Raw genomic sequence first — 21098 nt, forward strand, 5'->3', positions numbered from 1 at the left:
ATGAATTATGAATTATGAATTGGTTAGTGTTCGTAGTCGAATTTGTCGGAAAGGGAGAAGCCACTGGCAAAATCGTGCAGGGTTAGTTTGCGGATTTTGTAGTAGTTGAACCAGTAATCTCTCAGAGAGGAAATGTAATTGCGCTGGGCTTCTTGCTGGCGGTTCAGGGACAGGGTGAGACTGTTGATGTCTGCTTTGCCGATAATGAATCGCTGGCGGGTTTCGTTGTATGCCAGGATAGAGAGGTCGAGGGCTTCTTCGGCGCTTATGACCAGTGATTGCTGGACATTGAAGTCGTTCACGGTCATGATAACTTCTTCTTCAATACTGATTTCACTTTGACGGGAAGAGGTTTTCACTATATTCAGGTTGTTACGAGCCATATTGTATCTTCCCTTACGCACGCCCCAGTCCACCAGCGGGATAGAGACGCTGACAGCTATCATTTCCTGTTGTCCGGGATTTTTATAGGCGTCTCCAAACTTCCTTGCCACCTGGTTGAAACCGATGCTGGCGTTGATGCTGGCATTGAAACGGGATTCTTTCCTGGTTCTGTCCACATTTTGTTCGGCTTCCATCACATTCTGACGCAATCCCAGAAAATTCGGGTTATTGGCGCGCGCCGCAGTAAGGGCAGCATCAACCGAAATATTCAATTCTCCTGGACGACCGGGAAGAACAAGCTTGATATCCGTGTTCTTCTCCAGATTCAGGAAAGATACCAGAGAGAACATGGCTCGCTTCAGAGAACTTTCGGCATTCTGCAAAGTGTTGCGGGCATTTACTGCGCCCAGTTTCAGGGTTAATAAATCCGCACGGCTGATTGAAGCTATTTTCAGCCGTTGCATACCGATACGGTAAAGGGTATCGGAGGAAACCACATTTTCTTTTGCCAAGTCATACTCCGCCTGCGCCATGGCAAGTGTAAAGAAGTAGTTGGTGGCTTGTTCGGATACTTGTTCGGTATTGTAAATATATTCCTTCTTCACTTTTTCGTACTTCAGCGGTTCTATTTTCCGCTCCCAACGGAAAGGGTTGTATCCCACCAAATCTTGGGAGTAACCGATACGTATCGGAATACTGGTGTATTGGGTATAGGTATTGGAACCGTAACTGCGCATATAGCCCAAATCCGTATCCAGGTAGAACGTACCGCCCGTCAGGTCAAAGTTTTGCCTGATAGCCAGATTGCCATAGGCGGAGAAGGATTGCTGGCTACGATAGATATCCAGGTCTTGTTCGTAGTCGTAACGCTTGGTTATATCGCGGTTGTATTGGGCGGGGGTCATGTTCAGCGTCAGGCTCGGCAGGCGGTTCGCCTTATAAGTGCGATACCCCCAATAACCTGCCAAATACATGTTTTTTGTGCGGAAAGCCTCTAACGAACTGTCATTCGCGATGGTGATAGTCCGTTGCAAGTCCAACGTTATCTGTTGTTGGGCGACTGTAGGCATTGCCTGGGAAAGCCCTAAAAGAATTATTAAACCAAGTTTCTTCATTATTTCAAGCTTTTATATTTATTGCTTATAAATGATAATTTAGCGAAGCGGAACTTCGCAGTGATTAGTGTTTAGCAAGAGTATCTCTATTAATCACTATCACTGAGATACTCTTGTTAATCACTAATCACTAAACCTTAATCACTAATTAATTATCATTTATCTTATTTTTTTCTCCTTATAAATAAACCAATATATCAACGGAATGATGAACAGACTGACCAACGTACCGATAAACATAGCTCCAATCATAGCTATGGAGAGTGGTTTCTGCAATTCCGACCCCATGTCGGAAGAGAAGAGCAACGGCACCATGGCAAAAATCGTTGTCAGCGAAGTCATAATAATGGGACGCAACCTGCGCCGCCCCGCCTCGTGAATGGCTTCCAGCAAAGGTACACCCGCCTTGCGCAACTCATTAATTGCGTCGAGCTTCAGGATAGAGTCGTTGATAATGATACCGCATGTCACAATCAGTCCGATAGCAGACATCAGATTGAGCGTATGCCCGAACACCCAAAGCAGCACAAGGGCGAACGCCACATCCACCGGTATCTCCAACAGCACTATAAGCGGTTGCACAAAGCTTTCGAACTGCGCCGCCAGAATAAAATACATCAGCAGGATAGAAATGAATAGAATAACCACCAGTTCATTAAGCATCTTCCGATTTGAGAAGAAACTCCCGGAAAAAGCCATATCCCACTCTGCGGTCGTATCCACAGTTTCTTTCACCTGCTCCATCAAAGGCTCCGCCTTTTGCACATCATAGAAGCGGAACGGAATGTATTCTCCGTTACGTCCCGCTGTAATAGATTTTAAATCTTCCGCCGGGGTAACCGTCACCAATTCACGCAAAGGAAGGTATTCCGTTCTGCCCTTATCCATCCGTGTTTGCACCAATGTTTCCTGCAAAATATCGTTTACCGTCTGCTCCTCACCTACAATACTGATGGGCAGATATTGCTGGTAGGAATGAAGGGTGGCAACGCTGTTTTCCTTAAAAGCCGTTTTCAGCACACGATACAGTTCATCATACGAAACATTGTATAGCAACAGTTTTTCCTGATTAATACGGATATTCAACTGATTTTCGAAAGCAATGCCCGTAGGAGCATACCCTGTGCCGGCAGTAAGTTCCTCTTCCAGCTTCCGCAAGTCTGCGGCTAACGGTACTTTCTCCTTATTACGGGTATAGAGTTCCGCAACAACATCAGCCTCACCCGTCACGAACAGTTTCTCGAACACCGTCTCAGGCGGTGAAAAAGAAACGACTGCCAGCGGATATTCTGTTTTCACCAAACGGTAAATCTTTTCTTGCAGAGGAGGTATCTCCGACGGGGTCTCCGTCTTGAAATACAGCTCGGCTTCCGACGACGAAAGGGCTTGCTCTCTGTTCAGAAGATAATCCTGCTGCCCGACGGAAGCGGTTTGTTCGACGGTTTCTTCTTTCAATGTTTCAAAGATGGCATTCACCCTGTGCCGGTTTTCATCCACGTGTATATTTTCATTCCATTCCACTCGCACCATCAGTTCGTTCTGGTCAATCTGCGGCATGCGTTCCTTGCCGATGAAGTAGAACATGAATACGCATAACGGCAAGGAGATGATGCAGAACAGCACGCTCACCGTTTTATGGGAAAATATCCAGTCGACTCCCGCATCATAGAAGCGGTCGAGCGTATGTTCCTTAATCGGATTATTGATACGTATACGCGAAAACCATGACTTGCCGCGAATCCCCATGCGGTAAACCAGCATATAAAGTACCGGCAGCAACATGATACCTGTAAAATAAGATACAATCAAACCGACTGTCACGGAAAAGGCTTGGTCATAGAAGATTGCCCCCGCAATGCCGCTCATGAAAATCAAAGGTACAAATACCGCTATGGTAGTCAGCGAAGAACTAAGCATCGGCGTTATCACTTCGCTTGTACCCGCAATGCAGGCACGTTTCAACGAATATCCCCGCTCCCGGTATTGCGAAATATTCTCCGTAACAATAATGGAACTGTCAATCATCATACCCAATGCCAGAATCAACCCGGACAGGGATATGATATTGAGAGACATCTTGAACAGATAGAAGAAAAGGAAGCTGACAATAATAGAAACTACCATACTCAACCCGATAATAAACGGAGACTTAACATCTCCCAGAAAGAATATGGCTACAATACAGATAAAGAGAAAACCCAGAGACAAGTTCTGCTGCAAATTGGAAATTGTGTAATCCAGCAACTCCGTCTGGTTACGGCTGATACTGAAATCAATATCCGGATATACTGCCCGGAAATATTCCATAGTGCCGCTAACCGCATTCTTCATGTCATCCATATTTTCGTCCGCTTGCTTGATGACCGCCAACGTCACCGCGCGCTTTCCATTGCTCATGGATATTCCTTTTTCCCTGACGGAAACTACTCCGATATGGCAGAACTCATTCAGGCGGATAATGCGCCCTTCTTTATTAATAAGGATATTCTTCACGTCGTCTTCCGTACGAAGCAGGGTAGAGAACTTAATGTTATATTCATAATATCCGTCGCGTACGGTCATACTGCCCGGTTCTACGTTATTCTGTGCCAGTGCCGTTTCCACATCTTGTATGGAAAGTCCCCAAACAGCAAGTTTGTTTTTGTCGGGCATAATCTGCAACTGACGCTCTACTAATCCGGTGATATCCACCATCGCTACTTCCGTCAACTGTTCAATACGCCGCTTGATTACATTCTCGGCAAACTCGCAAAGGTCAAGGAAAGCCCGTTCGTCCGTTTGTCCGTAGGTACTGTCATTTTTCAGGGTAAGGCTCAAATAGAAAACCGGAATGTCGGTAGCGCTCGCTTTGATAACTTTAGGACGTTCCGTGTCTTTAGGCAGGTAGTTCATGGCAGCGTCAATCTTTTCGTTCACCTCGATAAAAGCAAGGTCCGTATTGGTACCATAATCAAAACCCAACCGGATGATGCCCGCACCGTCACGCGTTTCACTATCCATACCTTCCAGACGCGCCACTTGTATAAGTTGTTGCCTCAACGGCTTCACCACCATATTCTCCAACTCGCGCGCCGACGTGTTCTGCGCCGACACCTGTACTGTAATCTCCGGAATGGCAATATCCGGCAACAAAGATACCGGCAACGTGAAGTACGTCACCAGACCGACAATAAAACATGCGGTAAACGCCATCAGTACGGCAATGGGCCGCTGTATCAAGAACTTAATCACGGCTTATCTTCTATTACTTTCACCGGAGCTTCGTGAGCCAGGTTCACATTGCCGGTCACTATAATCACATCTCCTTCTTTCAGTCCGCCATTGGGGGTTGCATCCTCAACCAGCGTATAATCTTCGGCGTTTTCCAGTCCCGTATTCACATAATTCCACATTGCCCTTCCTTCTTCCAAGGTGAAAACAACCTGTTTGCCTGAACGTAGCACTAAAGCGCTTTTCGGGATAACCAACTGTCCGGCAAGCGAGCGATGTACGTAAACACGGATATTCATGCCATTGAACAATTTTCCTTGCCCGTTTACCAAGGCTTTCACCCGTACCATTCCTTTATCGTCTACCAGCGGATTGATTTCTGTAATACGTCCTTCATACTTTGCAGAAGATTCCGAATAAGGAGTGACTACTACCTTATCTCCGTTTTTGATAAGAGGAAGTTCATTCTCCAGCACCGTGAAGTCCGCTTCCATGCCTTGTGCGCCAATCACTGTACAAAAGGCTTCAGAGGTATTCGCCGCATTATAAGGTTTGGAGAAAAGATTAGCCACCACTCCGTCAAAAGGAGCAACCAGCGTGGCATGTTCTTCTTCATATTTAGCCAGTTCGTACTGGGAAAGGGTTTGATCGTAGCCGCTCTTCACTTTTGCCAGTTGTATGATATCATCAGGAATTTTAGTGGTGTCATCAGCCGCATAACCCTGCCCTATCAATACATCCTGCAATTCCAGCTTTGCCTTCTCCAAGGCATCTTTAGCCTGAGCGGTCTTATTCATCAAACGGAATTTATCCAATTCGGCCAACTTCTGTCCTTTTTGTACCCGGTCGCCATTCTTCACATAAATCTGCGCAACAATTCCCGAGGTTTCAAAGCGTAAATCCGCCATACCGCCCGCCACAACCTTTCCATTACTCACCAATTCGTGATTAAATGATTGCCGCTTTAAAGTCATCACGGTCACTTCATTCTTTTCTTCCGGCAATACGGTTGATACTCCTTCGTCGGAATCATCTTCTTTTTTCACATCGGAGCATGCCGCCAACATAAACAGTGCCAACCAGAGCAAATACCGGTAATTCTGTGTCTTTATCATCTTTATTTAGTTTTTCAGTTTACATTCAGTTACGCGAATTAATTATTGATGGATGCAAAGTTAGTTACTTTCTCATTATAAACCACCATAAGTATATGGACAAAATAAGGTATTTATTTAATAGTTATTTATTTAATTATCAGAGAAGTATCGTTTTACACCCATATAAACAGGTGGACAATGGAATAGCATTTTCTCCATTCGAAGGATAAAATTAATCATTATCGGAATCCTTTGATATAGACAATATTTCTTCCTTCATCTCTTGCACAGCCGTGGAGTTTACTTTCGGTTCTTTCGTCAGGACAAGTTTTATCATACTTTCCAGCTTTTTTCGTTTGTCCGGCAGGTGAAAATCCGGTGCCGCATAAAGCTTCGCTAAAAGATAATAAGGGTAAAGCCTACCCGGCAGGCGATGAGTGGAACGAATGAACCAACTTTCAGCAGCGTTGTAATCACCTGTTTGCTGACAGTTCTTACCGATAATATTCAGTATCATCGGGTCGTTACTACGGTTCAAGGCTTCTCTCAATATGCGATTGGATACTTCAAACTTTTCTTGTTTGTGCAGGCAATGACCATATTCAAACAAAAAAGCAGCACGGTTTTTCAATATGGGATAAAGGTGATGGTATTCTTCTTCCGCGGATTCGTATGCACCCATATTATATAATACTTTCGCATTCGTCCATTCACGACAAGCTTGTCCGGTACGCAAATCACTTTGTAAACGTAACCCGCCTGTTATGCCTGTAAATACGGCGATAAGTAACCACAGCCAACGACTATTTCCCAATATACAAGCAAAAAATAAAATAGTAGATGTGACAACAAATACCGGTAATTGCAGAGGATAAGAAGAAAAAGAGAATACCATCAAAGAAAGAAGAGCGCCGCAAATGCCGTATCGTTTTTTTCTTATACCTATATATAAGCCGGTAATAATAACCGATAAAAGAAAGAGGGTTACAGGAACACCCAATTCCACCGCAACCTGCAAGTATTCATTAAAAGCATATTCGGGGCTACCGGCAACACGTTCTTCCCATGGTTCGTAACCGCCTGCTGCAAAATAAGTTTCCTGGGCATCACCGTAAGCGGCGGCAAAATTACCAATACCATGCCCTTGCAGGAATTTCTCTTCAATGGTACTGCAAGCAATCTTCCACATAAACAAACGCCCCCTCGCGGAATCCGGTTTCAAGGAGAAAAGCAGGTAACCGGCCAACAACAAAACACACAAACAACTTGTTACCGCTGTTATTATTCGCCACTTATATGAATGCCACATTTTCTTAAACCGACTGTTCCAATCCATATAACAAGCATATACCCACAAACATGAAATACCTGCCGCCAACCAGGCGGAACGGCTCATACCGGCAGGAAGAACACAAAGTATTAATAACATTACACCACCGGCAACTGTATATTTTATACTGTAAATAAAGCGTCCGTCCTGCTCCTTCCTCTTTTTGCATACCAACCACTGATGCAAACAAACAGGAAGCACCATTGCCAGATAGCCGGAATAAGGACCGGGATTAAAGAAAGAACCTGTCAAAGCATACAACGAATGACCGGAAGCTGCAAAACCGTATAGTTGTCGCAAACCATAAACAGCCTCAATACCACCAAACAGAATTAATCCCCATGAAACGGCAAAAGAGAATGAAAGCGGCCGCCTTTCTCTTATAAACAAAAAAGACAACAGGATACAAGACGATGCCCATATCGCCGCTTTGTCAAACCAGATCCACTGCCCGATAGTTTCACCTGAAAGAAATTCCAAGTTATCAACGCATACCAGACTAAGCAACATACATACGGCGGCAAACTGCAATGTCACAGCCATGTATGTCATTATCCTCCGGATACTGTGTGTCGTTATGATTCCTTTCATCTATGAAACTCCGGGATTTTACAAGTTAATATTCTCTTATACTGTCGTTCTCTATAAAAAATATACGCTGATTATATATGCGCTCGGGAATAGTAAACCATAACAGTGCACCGCTTGGAATTTGGTCATACACCTGAGTGGAATCAGTAGCTTCTTTACAGGGCAATGGCGTGAATCGTTTTTCCATGACATCCCAATAAAACAAAGTGTGACTTACCTCCATCTTATCCTTTCGTTTTTTCAAAACCGCCGCTTGCCTTTGTTGCATTTGCGGAATGAGTGAACGTATTTTACCCTCTGCACCCACGTAAAAGGGATCGGAAATATATCTCAGGTTTTGTCCGTCGGGGCAATCGGCTACCATAAAGATGTTATCTCCCACCACATTGTCAAACACGCACATACCGTCATCGGAACAAACGCCCATAGCAAGAGGTTGCCATTTATAGAAGTTATATATACACAGGTAGACGTTCCGACCATATTTCCCGCTTGAAACATCTCCGGTAGTTTCCGCCTGAATTTCAAAGCTGACAGTTTTGCCCAAATACTCGTTTGTCACATCATGCAGAAACGGGCTTTTGAGGAATGTCGTATATCCGTCATCCTCCATCTCTCCGTTCTCACGCTGTTTCAATTCAAAGCTGAGACGGTAAACCTTAGCGGGTTTTAAATAATATTTTTCGATAAGCCGTTCGGCATGTGCGCCCGGCTGTTCCTCACCCGGGCCGAAACTATAGAAACGCCCATCACTCAATACAGCGCACCAGTTATGTCCCAAATCCATTTTGCTCCAAAGAGTGAATTCTATCGCTACAGGAATGCCAACGGCACGCATAACAAATGCCCCGAGGTTACATATTCCCTCGCACAGGCCGATACCCGCACGATAGGTTTCATCAATAGTTGGATAGAAAGGTAGTCCTGTATCTTGGTATCTTACTATTTCTTTCAGCCGCTCGTTCAGCAAAATACAAGCTTCGAGCGGCGTAGATACCCGTGCAGAATCCAACATAGGCATGAACCGTTCCATCAGTTTTCTCCGAAGCAAAGACGCCTTCTCTGTTTGCGCTCTATATGGCAGTATATATCCGCAAAAGTCATCAAAGGATATATTTTTCGCCCAAGGTTTCTGCCAAACAGAAAATGCCAATTCGATATTGTCCACAAGGTACGCACTGTCAAGGGAAACGAGATCAAATACCTTATGACGTTCTGTGCGATAGCCTCTGCGAGCCAACGAATCACAATGCCGCTCCATCTCTTCTTTATCTTTAAAAACCGCAATGTCCGGTCTGTATTTTTGCCCATCGGGAGAGCGGTAATATTCATCTACCGAATAATGGTAAGGCATGTTCTTGATTAAATAGCAAGCGGCTTTTAACTTTAGCGAGTCGTTTTTATAAAAGTCCAACACGGCTTCCAGCTGAGGTCTGTTCTCTCCTGAAAGCTGTAAGGCTTGCTCCAACTGACTATCTGAAACGGAAGAACAAGCCAACAGGCAGCAACCGATCAATGTATATAACAATATAGATTTCATATTCTCATTTTATCTTTTTTAAAACCCTATCCCAGCGCAGTTTATCGCTTATTCCGTCTACTGATTTCCAAATCAAAACCGCCCTGCCCACAATATAAGGTTCGGGTAGCAATCCCCAATAACGAGAGTCTTGAGAGTTTAAGCCATTGTCACCGCCTACAAAATAATAGTTCTCCATAAAGCGATAAGTATGTATTGCGCTGTCTCCAAGTGACACTGTGCCATCCTTGTCAATGAGCAGACGCTGTTTCTGTTCCCAGCCTATCAGTTGCTTGTAAAGCGACCACGACACGCTGTCCATCTTCACACGATCCCCCTTAGCAGGTACAAACAGAGGCCCGAAATCTTTAATCGTCCAGCCAAGTTCTTTATTCCAGGGGTACGTGTACATCTCTACTCCGGGTGCTCCGCTATCAGGCAAGTGTGCGATTTGATCTTGAAACCAAATGTTACCAACCGTTCCATTGAAGCCCCTGATTTTATAATGACCGTTTTGTATTTCAAGAGTATCACCGGGCAAGGCTATGCAACGCTTCACGTAATATTTCATCACATCCAACGAAATGCTGTCCCAACGTTTCGGCTGATAGGGAAAGTTAAAAACCAGAACATCATCGCGCTTATAGTCTCTCCATCCCGGCATGCGATGAATGGCAACATCTTCGCCATCCAAAGCCGCCATTACATTAAATAGCCGTGCACCATTGGAGCATTTGTCCACCAGAATACAATCGCCCGGAAGCAAAGACGGACTCATGGAGTCGGATGGTATCCTGAAAGAAGTCACAACAAACACCTGTAATACGATATATATCACAACAAGCAGACACAAATAGAAAAACAGATTCATGATTCTATTCAACCACTTTGATATTTGTTTTTGTTCCTTCATATACACTTCAGGCGGAGTATTACTACTTGGCATCTCCGGTGATGGTCAACACTATTGGGGAAGATTCTACATTACAATATACGGTTATCGTTTTGTTGAAATACTCAGGATGATCCGCTTTATAAGTCACCTCCAGCTTTATTTCTTTACCGGGGCGGACAGGCTCTTTAGAATATTCTATAGAAGTACAACCGCAGGAAGTAGTCACGTCTTCTATTACCAAAGGATTATTTCCGGTATTCTTTAAAGTGAAAGTCGCTTTTTGCTCTTTCTCCCAGACAAAATCGCCAAATGTTATTAAAGTATCTTTTATGCTAACTTCTGTATTGAATGTATCATTTTTGTTTTCATATCCCAATTTTTCTCCCTTAATTATCTTCGTATATAATTCTTTTATTTTAGAATTATGCACAGGATTACCTATTGCTAATACCCTCTTCGTACTATCAACTAAAAAGGTCTGAAACATCGTCTCTTTTGAAAGTCCATTTATTCTAGAAAAACGATTCTCCATATCAATACATACAGGGTGATTAAACTGATGTATCTTTAACAAGTCTATCAATTCTTGTTTATTATTAGGATGCATAAAGAATAACACCTCAATATTTTTTTCAAAAATACTATCTTTTCTATTTATCAAATCTTTCCAGGTATCTAATTGCAATGTACAATTAAGACAGGATACACTATCAACATATGATATTATTGCATAGTCCCAAGAAGTATTTAGCGGAGAAGAAAGATTACCTTCCACAGACATAAACACTAATTCTGAAGGAAATATTATACTTTTCCCCATCCATTCCTCTATCAAATGCGAAATTCTTACATTTGGATTCTCTCTACATGAAAAAACAGATATCAATAAAAGCATTATTATACATTTTCTCATATATTCATTTTTGTTAATTCAAACTTCTGAAATCGCAATAGGTTTTCATCAAAATCGGGGCGTTTAAAATGGCTAACACTAATATAGAGACCATCTTCCCGTATAAAAAAGATATTTGCATTGTAAGAATATTCAGGAAACAAGGTTTCACCTACCACCTGAAAATCCTTATCCAATACCATAATAGAAAACTGTTTTCTTCCATTATGATAAATATCTAAATAACTTCTTTCCTTATCAAGTTCAACTTCCGGAAAAACAAAACGATAATAAACATTTCTATACTTGTCATAAATCAAATTACCATAAGCAGGTAATTCACATTTACGTTTCAACAACATTTCCACATCTACATCCGAAGACAAAACTTCAACTTTAGGTGACTTTAAATATCGACTCTTAGCTAAAAATGACTTTACATCCGAGAAATCACGCGATAATTCATAAATAGAATCGCTAACTTCAGAAGAATAAATAAAACTTCCACCATTATAACAAACACTCACTTTACCCCCTCCAGTGGATCTTGGTATTTCTTCATCTTTTACTACACATTGAAATTTTAAAGGAGTCACTGTCTTATGATTTGTTTTCAGGTCAATCATCACTCCATACGGACTATTACCCTTCAATTGATAACTCCTTGTTTGAGGTATATATAAGCTATCACCAATAAAATACATAGGGGAATATGTTATTGTGTGCACCAAAGCAGGAGCTAACATAGTACCATCATCCGCTTCTTCATATTCTATCTTTGACTTTACTCTACCTGTAGTATCTGCTACATAAATTATCGGTAACATTGGACTTGCTATATATATATTATTAAAGTCTTTTATCTGAAAGCCATAGACTGATCCTACGCCATTATTACCTTCTGCATCAAACTCAACCTTCTTTACCAAATCCATTGAGCTTATATCATAAAATAAGATTTCCTTAGACATGTTAGGAAAAGCCAAATACCCTTTACCATTTTCTTCAAAAGTCCATAGAATAAATTTGGGCAAACGAGTATTTACGTCAATAGGGAAAGTAAGATAATCATCAGTAGTTCGAATTGCGTACAGATCTTTCTCTTGCTTTCTCTGAGAAGTACATGCATTTAAAAAAAATACAGCAAATAAAACACAAAAACAGTTCTTCATAATAAACATCCTTTATAAAAAGGCTGACAGAAAAGTTTATATAAAACTCTTAAGTCAGCCTATACTACTTATATTACCATTTCTCAGAGCCACATGGACATCCTAATTGATCACCACGACCATTACAAATATTGTAATCAGCACTCCATCGGCAATTAAATCCAGTTCCCCATTCTCCACCAGCCAAAGCCTCCACATTAGCCAATGTCAAATCTGCGATTGTCTCTGTTTTCTGACTAGTATAAACACTATATCCTGCAATAACCGTAAATGCTGCAACAAAAGTGATCTTAATAAAATTTTTCATATTCTTTCTTATTTAAAATTTAAATTCTCTTAGTATTTCCGTATCTATCATTTCAACGAATAAGCAAACGCATTGCCCTTTACAACCAAATGTGTATCTTTGCCAAGACCTCCTTTTTTTAGTGGGTTATGGAGCAGGCGGTACACAACTGGTCAAAAATGCTCACCGCCTGTTCCTTTAAATTATATTATTCTCAAAAATCCCATAATATCGGTCGGTATGCCATAACCTTCGGATATCCGCAATTCCGATTCACCAATATTATAATTACGAAAGCAAATGTAGGAAATACATGAACTCAAAACTCACTTTATGGAGTAAAAAATGGTGTGAGAAAAACCTCACGCCCCTTTCTGAAGCAATAACAAGCATTTGGCACAGGCTAAACACCTACAATTTCACATCTTTCAAATCCAAATAAGCAAATTGTATTTCATCATTCAAATTCATTATAATTCTATCATAATCTTCATCATAACAAAAATCCACGATCTTATACCCAGTTTCTAAAGTACACAAGTAATTTCCATCTATATCAAAAACCTCAAATTTTGTCGGATATTTTTCATCTGTAAAATTAGCTCCACCCGAATAGGACGCCACTATTTTGTCACCGCAAAATCTCACTCCATTGTAATAAAGAATACGGTTTGTTACTTTTTTATTCCAAGCAGGTCCATATATATTATACTTTAGATCCCCTTCTAAACTACAAATAGTCATTAAATCATAATAGTGATAACATTCCACATACATGTTATGCTTAATAGATGCGGCAAAATTTATTCTTTTCTTTTCAATATCAGGATGTTGGTACTTCATAGGTTCAAATATACCTGAGTTTATATTCCATTTCGCTAAAGATTGATTAAATGTAGAAACACTGGTAGGCTCTATCAATATCGCCACAGATAATGTATCACTCATATACTCATACTTATCCGGAAATTGAATCATATTCATTTCTGTTTTCACTTCCGGCATATAATATGGATTAATCAGAACACTATCAATATCATAACTGAATATTTTTTGTTTACCATGGTCAGAGACATAGAACTTCCGACATGCTTCATTTATGCCAATGTGCCCCATGACTGTGATTTCACCCGGCCCTTGCCCAACATCAGCAATACTGGTTAAATAGCTAAAATCATTTTTAGTAAATATATGTATAAGTTTATCCGATGACGTATGATCAACGATAATTAAATAATTATCCATTAAAAATAGTCTTGCTATAGATCCAATTAAAACATCATCAATTGGAATTTCTTTCGTTTCACCACGAACGCTAATAATATTATTACGTTTGTTCTGTGTTTTTTCTGCCCCGGATTTATTTGCACACCCACAAAAGAAAGGGATCAGTAACAATAATAGTACTTTCTTCATAATCCATTATATTTTTAAAAGATAAAATACTTAAAAACTCATTTTATAGAGTAAACATGGCATAAAAAAACCTCACACTCCTTTCTGAAGCAATAACAAGCATTTAGTATCCGGCTAAATACCTCATATATTAGTCATCTTAAAGAATAAACATATACTTTGGGAGTATCTACCCGACTTAATCCATACAAAAGGTTGCCACAAAGACTAAAACCATACAAAGGCTTTGAAAGCAAGAAGTGTTCTATAGGATTACCCTCCCAATCATAAATAAATAGATCTGAGCAATTTAAAGCATTTTCTCCTGCGTCTCTAATACTTTTCCCTGAATACAATAAATACACAAAACGTTCATCCGAATCTATCCCAGTGAAACCAAACATATTATCACGTTCAAAAGAAATAATTACACCATACTCTTGAGAAGTAAACTTCGGAAAGAAATAATGATGCTTTCGTTTTAATACCAAACCACCACCTGGCAAAATCTCATAAAAATCAATCAACCCAAAACAACTTGCCACTAAATGTTTAGCATCACCTACCATTAGCGTGCTATTGAATAAAGTCCCTTTATGCTTTTGACCCAATTTATTCACATTCTCATCCGTAGGATAGTCAGCATCTCTTCTCACCGTAGATGTCTGTTTGTCAAAAGAGAATATCCGCCCTTCTTTAAGTAATCCAATAGCATAAATATAATTTTCAGTCTCGAAAAGGCGAAGAAAAAGTTCGTCTTCTTCAACAGGCAGCTCGCGTACCAAAGAGTGTTTAGCGGTAGAATCCGTTTTCAAGTTCTTCAGGTCCATTTCATAAATTCTCCCTTTACGATAATCTGAAAAACGAAAAGAATATGGAATATTAGTTCTTACGACAGAATATTGCGGCATTTCATCTACACCTTGACCTATTACATTACGAGTATGGACAGACATTGAGCGTAAATTCAGAAATTGCAATTCCCTTTTCCCCCTGGGTGTGGTAAAAACCAGAAAACTATCCTTGAAGCTAATTGAATAAGGATTTAATATATTCAACTCTTCCAAATCTATCGAATCAATAACATTCAGAGTTATCGTTTTCTTAAAATCCGATGAAGGTGAAGATTGTTCAAAACCACTACATGCCGAAAATAACAGCAATATACCTACTAAATTACTCTTCATTTTTATTATAGTATTACTGATGAACATCCTTCCATTAGAGTAAAAATCTCTCAATAGAACTGTCCTGATAATTAAAACCATATAAATTTCCCTCCCACACAGCAATGGAACTATAGAAATTATGAGGTAAAAGATAGATGCTTTCCAGTTGTATATCTCTATCTAAAGAAAAACATAGAACTTGACTTCTAATCAAAACATACAATCTTTCATTCGCCAAACAAGCATCGTTCACTATTGCCATAAAAGAATTTCCGGAATTATGACTATCTTTCGTTATATCTTTCACCATCGGAAAATTACCATAATCCAAGCTTTCTTGCAAAGTTCCGTCTATGGTGTATTTTTCTATAGTAGGAGAAGCAACCCCTATTGCCAATAAGCCAGACTTTCCACCAGATAATAATATCCTCCCACCTACTTCTTCGGAGTCTGTACCAAACCTTTTAATGAATTGACCATCATTGCCTATAACAGAAACAGCAGTTCCCTTTATATTAGGCAGATAAAACAGTGAATCCAAATATAAGAATCGACCCCATGGAGCATACGATATATCACGTGGAATCTTTACCGTCGATAAATGTTCGCCCGACAAAGAATACTTCTTTATAGAACGGCTTCCTTCATCTAACAAATGAAAATCTAATTTATCCCGGACAAAATGAACTACACCAATTACTTCACCAGGCCCTTCTCCACGCTTTCCTACTTTGCACCGCAAACGTAGATTTTCATCCAATACGACTATATTCCCTGCTAAATAATCTGCGAAGCAAATATCACCTGATACGCAAATTATGCAGGATACATTGTTACTAAATAAGCTTGAATCACTTAACTCTGTAATCAATGTATCTAACACCAATTGCCGTTCCACCCTTCTCATTTTATTACATCCGGATAAAAGTAACAAAATAAGTAAAAAAGGAATTACTTTCCCCATATCATCACTTTAAAGAACTAATTTAAACTATACACAATCACAGGTTCGTCTATCTTTACATCTGTAGCTATTATACTTTGGGAGTATCTATGCGATTTAATCCATATCTGCTCATCTATGAATATAAATCAAAACGATAAATAACTGTTTTATCATCGAAATATCGAATCCCATAAATATAATGTTCGTCAATACAGAAATTGCCAATAGGAAATGGTAAGATATACTTCTTCACTTTCTCGCCTTCCCAATTAAAACAAAGTATTTCTCTTGACACCTTATCCATTGCCGCTGCCTCCGTATAGTTCAATGAGGAATAGGTAAAACATATCAAATCATCTGAAACTGCCATTTTCATTAGCCCGGCGATACTCTTATCATAATCAATAGCATAACGTCCACGTCTTTGGCATATCAGTGGTGCATTTTTATATGGGGTTACAAATTTCTTATATACTCCACTATCTGAGACCTGATATATCTCAAAAATATCAGAAGCAAATGTTGAGATAACAAATTTGCCCTGCTTATTATTTGTCATTATTTCGCCCTGAAAAGTAGCACCTCTATATATTCCATTAATTTCATCATAAGCAAAAGGATAATCAAAATAGCAACCAACAATATTATTATTCGAATCCAAAATCCCAAAACGTCCTTCCTTAAATGAACCAGTAGCTATCGTCTGATTATCTAAAAAACGAAAGCGAAATGGGCGAAAATCCACCGTATACGGATAAGGTTCTTTTACAACATTTATAGTACTACTATCTCCTAATATATCTGTTAATGACACACTATTTATCATCTGCTTATTTCGTTCAACAAAAACAAAACAAGAATCTTGTATGAAAAAGTCACCCCCAAAATCAATAAATTCACCTGGTCCTTCACCTACTTTTCCCCACCTTTTTAATAATTTTCCGTTTGTGGCATCAATAAATGAGAAATTATACTCATCACGCATGTACTTTGCGATTAGTATATCATTGTGAATTCCAATATGAGTTATTATATCTAACACATCTTCATCTGAATAGATACTATCATAGGCTACAATCTCGCATACTTCATCAAATGTATCAATGCTGACGGAGGGTTGTTCACAAGCTACAAATATGATAGATAACAAAATTATCAATACTAAATTATTCTTCATCTTTATTCTATAATTATACTTGTTCTTTAAATTGATAAATAGCCAAAACCGGATTATCACTATCTTCCACTGTTTTCATTAACCTGTCTAAAACCGGATCCTTTATTTGTGTTCTGTCTAAATCAGATGGATGCATAACCCCAATAATCTGATCCCCATAAACACCAATAGGCAAAGGGAATTTTCCTCCAAGCCCCATGTCGTCAATAACTTGGTCGCACTTGAAATTAATTGTTTTACCCGAACTTTTATCCCAAACTCCTACATATCGATCCCTTTTTATGTAATATTTCACAACTACACTTTTATCAGTTTCATAAACGTACATCAGTCGAATCCATTGATGATCTCCGGAAAGAAGCTCTTTCATAAGATCTCTGGAACTATCGTATTTTAGAAAAACGTTGGAATCAGGAAAAGTATTCTCCTTAAAGTATAACGAATATGTGTTCTGTAAAGTATCCGCACTTATTGTATAAATCCGATTCGAAAAATAAGGATAGAAACGTAACATGCTATCTTCCGTATAGAAATTAGAACAACCTCCATGTAAGATTTTGCCTGAAGCGTCTCCTTCTAACAATTCGGTGTGTACTACACCTTGTTTATCTGCAATTATTATTTGTCTTGATGCGCTCCCTGCTATGGAACGTATAGGATAGTAATAGATAAACAACTCCGTATCAGGCATTTTCGCAAAGGATATTGGGCTCATGAAAGGCATCATTATGGATTCAACAAATATCAAATTGGATATATCATATTTAAGCAGTCGATTCAATTGCCTATCCAAAATAAAGATGAAACCGCTTCTATCTATCCAAAAGCTAAATGGAGAGAGAAATTCTCCGGGGCCATCGCCCGATGCTATTAGTCCCCTCACATACTTTCCTTCCATATCAAACGTATATAATCCACGAACATCCAACACATAGATATGATTATCGAAAACTTGTATTTGATTGATCTGTTTTATCAAGCAATCATCATTGGTTTCCAATTTGATAAAAGTAAGTTCATGGAGCATGGAAGTTTTCTCTTTTTCCAATTTTCCGAACTCAATCGCCCTTGCATCTTCAAGTAAATCTTTGTCCTTGCTTCCCGAAGAAGAAGTGCATTGAACAAAAATCGTGAAGACTAAATAAGTAAACAAACAAATAAATAAATATTTTCTCATCTTAAAGAATTAATTTAAACTATACTCGATTATAGGTTCGTCTATATTCACATCTGTAGCTGTAATCACTCCTCGCTGTTCATCCACTGATATGCCATAGATATAATGATCTAACACATATTTTTTGAGTGGTTTGCCTGTCAAGCTAAACACATAAATATATTGTCCGCCATCCGGATTATGAGCACCATTTTGTGCATCTCGTGCTATATCTTTGAATGAACGCCCGTGAAAGACTGCATATATTGCTTTATCTGTCACTTGTACATCGCTAAATCCCATAATACCGGTCGGTATGCCATAACCTTCGGATATCCGGAATTCCGGTTCACCATGCGGGCCGATACGCACAATGTGCGTACTGTCTTTCAAATTATAAATTTCAAGCACTTCTCCTAACTGGGTAACGGCGGCAAGTACTCCATTGCGCGGATTGTAATCTATAAAACTACGCCACGCCTGCGCCAAAGCAGGGCGGGCATTTTGCAAAGCATCCTCATTAACAGAAGGAATAGAGCCGAACTTATGCAATAATTTTCCAGACCTATCTACCCTGCAAAAACGACTATTGCCCGAATAATCAGGAATAATGAAAGTGGAATCATCACACATCACAAAATCCAGCGCCCGGAGAATATCTTTATCCAGATCCACCGCTTCCTCACGAAGCAATGAATCACCGGATAAAGCAAACCCAAACTTTGTTAATTCTGACTTATTAGCATCTAAAGTCCACAAAAAAGCCCCATTCCATCGAAAATTTTCGGCAGAAAGCATATTCTGTGGTGCATCGCCACGCCTCCCGAAAGAGGATAGGTAATGGAAAACAGGGTAACTGAAGGCATGAAAAAAATAATCTGTTCCATGCAAATCAAGCACCACGGCTTTGTTATCTTCTACATGTAACCGGAAAGGATAGCGAAATAAGATCGTATCCAATAAAACCGGTTTCGCTTTCAATTCTTGTTCCTGCGGGAAATCAGTGTACACTTCTTTGCCGGAAGTAGTTGTTTTTGGTGGAGTACAAGAAATGAGTAGGGAGAAAAATATGGTATTAATAGTGTATGCTATATAGGACATCATAAGTATATACTTTAATATGGTTTAATGGACAATCAATAGAGCCTATTCCCAAACAAAATCCAGTACTTGTTTCAGGAACTGCCAATGCTTCTATATTTTCCAATAAAAAAACGGAGGACATTTTCGCCAATGACTGCTTTTTATAAACATACCCTCCTGTAGCAAGAGCTACAACAATTACAAATACCAGAATCTTTTTCATGTTGTTTTTCATTTAATTCAATGTGTTTCACAAAATATTTATCACGGAGGCAAATGTAAGGAATACATAGATTCAAAATCCATTTTATGGAGTAAAAAAGGGGCGTAAGAAAAACTTTACGCCCCTTTTTATGCAATAACAAGTATCATCATTCATTTAATAACCAAGTAAAAACCCATCTCTTCTTTCTCGTTTTTACCGGATTCTAAATTCACATGAGAGTTTTTACTATCAAGCAGTTTCCTTAGCGAACTTATAGCCATTCTTCTTCTATCACCAATACCGTCCTCTCCCGAAGTCCAACCACAAATCTCTATAATCCGGTCGTTTGACAAAAAATGATTCTCAGCATGAATAAATGCACAAAGTAATTTGTAAGGTTGAAGCGGACAATTTATCACTTTCTTTCCTCCAAAAGTAAGCGTTCTTCCTATTTCGTCAAATACTATATCACATATCTGATATTTGTCTTTATCAATGCACAAAACAGTGTTACCGCAAACACAAGGCTTTGTACTCTCCCTCACCTTCCGGTGATATAAAATGTGATACAAAATAAGGAGAATAATTGCTAATAAACAAACTACAATTATTACTAAGCATACCACTATTCCGGTCTCGCTCCAATCAGCGCATTGCCATACTGATGGGAAAGCTATATAAGTTACCAACCTGAAAAAATACATATCATCAAGATAGTACTCTCCCAACTTATTCATATCAGTCAGAAGTGTTGAGTCACCTACAACAATTCTCTCTTTCTTTTTATCGCCCGGCTGTTCGGAAAATAATTCAAGAGCAGTATAATAATGTGGTTGTACATTATTCCGATTTCCCTGCCATAATTCATTCAAAGAATATATAGAAGGAGTATTCATCAAAAGCAGGTATTTAGATTTCAGACCTAATATCCTCGAAGGCAACAATCGCTTTAGTTCTTTCACGGAATCAACTTCTACTATAGTCTCTCCTGCTGCTGTTACCATACGACGTTTAGTACCCTGCGATTCTTCCCTTCCTCCAAACGAATATGGCATACCGAGCTTATCAAATTCCCGATTCACCCAGAATTCCGCCGCATCTTTCAGCAGCATTTCAGCTTTCTGCTTACTTTTCCTCCGATTTTCCGCTCCGCTCTCATAGACCCAATAAATAAGTAGTCCGGTTACCAGTACCAGCACCGCTACTGATATACATATTATGTACTTATAGTGTTTCATCATAGTCGATAAATGTTTTATACCACAAATGTATATATAATTTTTGATTGCGAATACGTTTAGCCTTATTAGCAAAAAGGTTTTTGCATTTTTTGTTTATTCTTACGCCTTTATAAAATAAATAACCTTAAAAATTACAGTTCTTTATCAATCTTTATAACCTGTATTATTCATATTGCAGGAGTTAAAGGAGTTATCGCCGTACTAAAACCGTACTAAAATCGTGTCTGCTCCGTAC

Annotated in this window: 17 protein-coding genes; all 17 read right to left on the reverse strand. The window is 39.4% G+C overall.

All coding sequences use genetic code 11. The features are described from left to right. Positions 1-23 precede the first annotated feature (23 nt). The 17 genes from B2Z67_RS13465 to B2Z67_RS13545 all read right to left on the reverse strand — a co-directional run bounded on the left by B2Z67_RS13465 (position 24) and on the right by B2Z67_RS13545 (position 20734). Complete coding sequence (locus tag B2Z67_RS13465) at positions 24-1499, reverse strand: TolC family protein (RefSeq protein ID WP_291530354.1); 1476 nt, start codon at positions 1497-1499, stop codon at positions 24-26. A 159-nt stretch (positions 1500-1658) separates the two neighbouring features. Next, positions 1659-4730, reverse strand: coding sequence for an efflux RND transporter permease subunit (locus tag B2Z67_RS13470; protein ID WP_291530355.1), 3072 nt, complete (start codon positions 4728-4730; stop codon positions 1659-1661). Beyond that, positions 4727-5824 carry an efflux RND transporter periplasmic adaptor subunit gene (locus B2Z67_RS13475; protein WP_291530356.1) on the reverse strand — a complete coding sequence of 366 codons (1098 nt, stop codon included), beginning with the start codon at positions 5822-5824 and terminating at the stop codon, positions 4727-4729. Before B2Z67_RS13475 ends, B2Z67_RS13470 begins: the two co-directional genes overlap by 4 nt. A gap of 214 nt (positions 5825-6038) precedes the next feature. After that, positions 6039-7700, reverse strand: coding sequence for an O-antigen ligase family protein (locus B2Z67_RS13480; protein ID WP_414630816.1), 1662 nt, complete (start codon positions 7698-7700; stop codon positions 6039-6041). Between the two features lie 52 nt (positions 7701-7752). Beyond that, complete coding sequence (locus tag B2Z67_RS13485) at positions 7753-9267, reverse strand: transglutaminase-like domain-containing protein (protein ID WP_291530358.1); 1515 nt, start codon at positions 9265-9267, stop codon at positions 7753-7755. 4 nt (positions 9268-9271) lie between these two features. Further along, on the reverse strand, positions 9272-10159 hold the full coding sequence (gene lepB, locus B2Z67_RS13490; RefSeq protein ID WP_291530370.1) for a signal peptidase I: 888 nt from the start codon (positions 10157-10159) through the stop codon (positions 9272-9274). 22 nt (positions 10160-10181) lie between these two features. Then, entirely contained in the window at positions 10182-11054 is an 873-nt protein-coding gene (locus tag B2Z67_RS13495; RefSeq protein ID WP_291530359.1) for a DUF1573 domain-containing protein, read from the reverse strand. Beyond that, positions 11051-12205 carry a DUF4221 family protein gene (locus tag B2Z67_RS13500; RefSeq protein ID WP_291530360.1) on the reverse strand — a complete coding sequence of 385 codons (1155 nt, stop codon included), beginning with the start codon at positions 12203-12205 and terminating at the stop codon, positions 11051-11053. Before B2Z67_RS13500 ends, B2Z67_RS13495 begins: the two co-directional genes overlap by 4 nt. Positions 12206-12278: 73 nt before the next feature. Beyond that, on the reverse strand, positions 12279-12512 hold the full coding sequence (locus tag B2Z67_RS13505; RefSeq protein WP_291530361.1) for an NVEALA domain-containing protein: 234 nt from the start codon (positions 12510-12512) through the stop codon (positions 12279-12281). Between the two features lie 390 nt (positions 12513-12902). Then, a complete protein-coding gene (locus tag B2Z67_RS13510) occupies positions 12903-13907 on the reverse strand; it encodes a 6-bladed beta-propeller (RefSeq protein ID WP_291530362.1) in 1005 nt (334 codons plus the stop codon). Between the two features lie 134 nt (positions 13908-14041). After that, positions 14042-15073, reverse strand: coding sequence for a BF3164 family lipoprotein (locus tag B2Z67_RS13515; RefSeq protein ID WP_291530363.1), 1032 nt, complete (start codon positions 15071-15073; stop codon positions 14042-14044). 34 nt (positions 15074-15107) lie between these two features. Next, entirely contained in the window at positions 15108-16019 is a 912-nt protein-coding gene (locus B2Z67_RS13520; protein WP_291530364.1) for a 6-bladed beta-propeller, read from the reverse strand. Between the two features lie 115 nt (positions 16020-16134). Further along, positions 16135-17178: a BF3164 family lipoprotein gene (locus B2Z67_RS13525; RefSeq protein WP_291530365.1), complete on the reverse strand. Its 1044-nt coding sequence runs from the start codon at positions 17176-17178 to the stop codon at positions 16135-16137. 13 nt (positions 17179-17191) lie between these two features. Next, complete coding sequence (locus tag B2Z67_RS13530; RefSeq protein ID WP_291530366.1) at positions 17192-18355, reverse strand: 6-bladed beta-propeller; 1164 nt, start codon at positions 18353-18355, stop codon at positions 17192-17194. 9 nt (positions 18356-18364) lie between these two features. Continuing rightward, positions 18365-19435, reverse strand: coding sequence for a BF3164 family lipoprotein (locus B2Z67_RS13535; protein WP_291530371.1), 1071 nt, complete (start codon positions 19433-19435; stop codon positions 18365-18367). After that, the gene (locus B2Z67_RS13540) at positions 19410-19640 is read right to left on the reverse strand and encodes an NVEALA domain-containing protein (protein WP_291530367.1); all 231 of its coding nucleotides are present in this window, start codon (positions 19638-19640) and stop codon (positions 19410-19412) included. The genes B2Z67_RS13535 and B2Z67_RS13540 overlap by 26 nt, the downstream gene beginning before the upstream one ends. Before the next feature lie 152 nt (positions 19641-19792). Further along, positions 19793-20734 carry a helix-turn-helix domain-containing protein gene (locus B2Z67_RS13545; RefSeq protein WP_291530368.1) on the reverse strand — a complete coding sequence of 314 codons (942 nt, stop codon included), beginning with the start codon at positions 20732-20734 and terminating at the stop codon, positions 19793-19795. Positions 20735-21098 lie beyond the last annotated feature (364 nt).

It is taken from the genome of Bacteroides sp. UBA939 (assembly GCF_002293435.1).
In the GTDB taxonomy this organism is placed as follows: domain Bacteria; phylum Bacteroidota; class Bacteroidia; order Bacteroidales; family Bacteroidaceae; genus Bacteroides.

Coding starts and splice junctions, on each gene's coding strand:
- B2Z67_RS13465 (WP_291530354.1), bottom strand. CDS start 1,499: ATGAAGAAACTTGGTTTAATAATTCTTTTAGGGCTTTCCCAGGCAATG.
- B2Z67_RS13475 (WP_291530356.1), bottom strand. CDS start 5,824: ATGATAAAGACACAGAATTACCGGTATTTGCTCTGGTTGGCACTGTTT.
- B2Z67_RS13485 (WP_291530358.1), bottom strand. CDS start 9,267: ATGAAATCTATATTGTTATATACATTGATCGGTTGCTGCCTGTTGGCT.
- lepB (WP_291530370.1), bottom strand. CDS start 10,159: ATGAAGGAACAAAAACAAATATCAAAGTGGTTGAATAGAATCATGAAT.
- B2Z67_RS13495 (WP_291530359.1), bottom strand. CDS start 11,054: ATGAGAAAATGTATAATAATGCTTTTATTGATATCTGTTTTTTCATGT.
- B2Z67_RS13500 (WP_291530360.1), bottom strand. CDS start 12,205: ATGAAGAACTGTTTTTGTGTTTTATTTGCTGTATTTTTTTTAAATGCA.
- B2Z67_RS13505 (WP_291530361.1), bottom strand. CDS start 12,512: ATGAAAAATTTTATTAAGATCACTTTTGTTGCAGCATTTACGGTTATT.
- B2Z67_RS13510 (WP_291530362.1), bottom strand. CDS start 13,907: ATGAAGAAAGTACTATTATTGTTACTGATCCCTTTCTTTTGTGGGTGT.
- B2Z67_RS13515 (WP_291530363.1), bottom strand. CDS start 15,073: ATGAAGAGTAATTTAGTAGGTATATTGCTGTTATTTTCGGCATGTAGT.
- B2Z67_RS13520 (WP_291530364.1), bottom strand. CDS start 16,019: ATGGGGAAAGTAATTCCTTTTTTACTTATTTTGTTACTTTTATCCGGA.
- B2Z67_RS13525 (WP_291530365.1), bottom strand. CDS start 17,178: ATGAAGAATAATTTAGTATTGATAATTTTGTTATCTATCATATTTGTA.
- B2Z67_RS13530 (WP_291530366.1), bottom strand. CDS start 18,355: ATGAGAAAATATTTATTTATTTGTTTGTTTACTTATTTAGTCTTCACG.
- B2Z67_RS13535 (WP_291530371.1), bottom strand. CDS start 19,435: ATGTCCTATATAGCATACACTATTAATACCATATTTTTCTCCCTACTC.
- B2Z67_RS13540 (WP_291530367.1), bottom strand. CDS start 19,640: ATGAAAAAGATTCTGGTATTTGTAATTGTTGTAGCTCTTGCTACAGGA.
- B2Z67_RS13545 (WP_291530368.1), bottom strand. CDS start 20,734: ATGCTGCTGAAAGATGCGGCGGAATTCTGGGTGAATCGGGAATTTGAT.